This window comes from Streptomyces sp. NPDC111802, assembly GCF_055634335.1.
On record NZ_JBVKCZ010000195.1, the window covers coordinates 1 to 1,962 of the forward strand.

The 1,962-nt window shown below is 66.7% G+C and carries 2 pseudogenes; both read left to right on the top strand.

From position 1 onward, the window contains the following. Window positions 1–223: 223 nt before the first annotated feature. Window positions 224–1,347: pseudogene (locus tag ACZ7NC_RS45365) on the top strand (ISAzo13-like element transposase-related protein); the annotation flags it as partial. Window positions 1,348–1,350: 3 nt separating this feature from the next. After that, window positions 1,351–1,872: pseudogene (locus ACZ7NC_RS45370) on the top strand (transposase); the annotation flags it as partial. Window positions 1,873–1,962: the final 90 nt, after the last annotated feature.

Here is a 1,962-nt window from a genome sequence, read left to right on the forward strand (position 1 = left end):
GATCGGGCGGCCGGTGGTGCGGACCTCGCGGATCGCGCGCTCGCGGAGCTCGTCGGGGTATTTACGGGGTGCTGGCATGGTACTGGTGAATCTCCTTCGCCAGGATCGTAACCCTGGCATCAGGGACTCCACCAAACTCAGAGCAGCTCATTTCCCCCTGATGCCGCCAGCCTGCTACCGGGCCTCCTGGCAGCTACCCGGACCGGACTCTCACCGGCAAGCGACGACGAGCTTACGACTGACGGTCAATCACCTAACACGATCAACCTCCAGGCTTCTGGACGCACAATGGAATAAAATTGAGCACCGGATGTTCTGTCACATCACCGCGAACTGGCGCGGACGCCCCCTGACCAGCCACGAGGTCGTTCTCAACACGATCGCCGCGACCACGACCCGGAGCGGACTGCGTGTCGAGGCCGCTCTCGATGAGGGCTCCTACCCGACCGGTATCGCCGTCAGCCGTGAGCAGATCCAGGCCCTGCCAATTACCGCGCATGACCAGCACGGCCGGTGGAACTACAGCATCGCCCCGACCGGCACCGCCACCCCCGCACCGCGAGCCGACGAACGGGCAAAGGCCCGCGCCGGGGCCCTGCAGATGCTCGCCGACCCCCGTCTGACCGGCATGAGCGCAGACGAACTGGACGCGCTGCAAGCCGAGTTGGCTCCGGCCCAGGCAGCAGCGGCCGAGCAGCACCGCTACGTGCTCCGCAAAGGACGCCGCGTCGCCACCACCGGCCGCAGCCGATCCCTGCTCTCCGATGCGGACGAAGTCCTGCTCACGGTCATCTACCTGCGCCAAGTCTGCCCGCAGAAGGTGCTGGGTGACCTGCTCGGGATGAACCCGGTCACCATCGGCCTCGGCATCAAGGCCACCCGGAAGCTGCTGGACGAACGGAAAATCAGCATCACGCCCACCGTCGTTCGATACTTCACCCGCGCCGAGGACCTCCGCGCCTGGGTCACCGGCAACAATCCCACGAGGCACTGCATGCCCTGCTCGAAGAGCTGATCGTCCCCTATGCTGCCGCGATCGAAGAGCGCCGCCACCGCCAGCGCGGCGGCAACCGGCGTCCGGGCACCCGTGGCGGCGTCTTCCGGCAGAAGATCACCGACGGCGACCGGATTCTCGCCACGATCCTCTACCGCCGCCGCGTCTGCGGCCTCGACGCTCTGGCCGAACTGTTCGGCGTCTGCAAGAGCACCCTGTGGAACGCGATCCGTGATGTCCTGCCGATCCTCGACGACCGTCGCATCGACATCACCCCGGCCAGACACCGGCACCCCACCGCAGCCGACCTGCTCGCCTCGGTCGGCGCCGATAACCACCAGGTTGTTTCTTGACGGCTTCACTTGATCCGCTCGTCGATGAAGTACGTCTCCCACACCGACCGCAAGGAGGTCGCCGCCGCCCTCAAGCCGATCTACACCGCCGCCACCGAGTCCGAGGCACTGACGGCCCTGGACGAACTGCGGGCCGACTACGGCAAGAACTACCCCGGCCTGATTGCGAGTTGGGAACGCGCATGGGAGGAGTTCATCCCCTTCCTCGCCTTCGACCGCGAGATACGCCGCGTGATCTACACCACCAACGCCCTTGAATCCCTGAACTACCAGCTCCGCAAAATCACCAAGACACGCGGCCACTTCCCCTCCGACGACGCCGCCATCAAGCTCCTCTACCTCGGCATCCGCCGCATCGAGGGCCGCCACATCGACGGCGACGGCCCCATCCCCCGCGGCCGGGTCCGCGGCCCCCTCGCCTACGGGGTCGTTTTGCCCCTTTGCTGCAGCCCCTTTTCCTCCGCCACGGCCTTCTCCAGGTCCTCAAGGAGCTCCGGGTCGACGACCATGCCCACCGCGTGGTGATGCGCGCGGGCAACGGTCGAGTCCACGCTGACCAGGCTGAGATCGACGTCGTCGCGGGCCGCCGCCTCGGCGATCATCGCGTCCATGAGG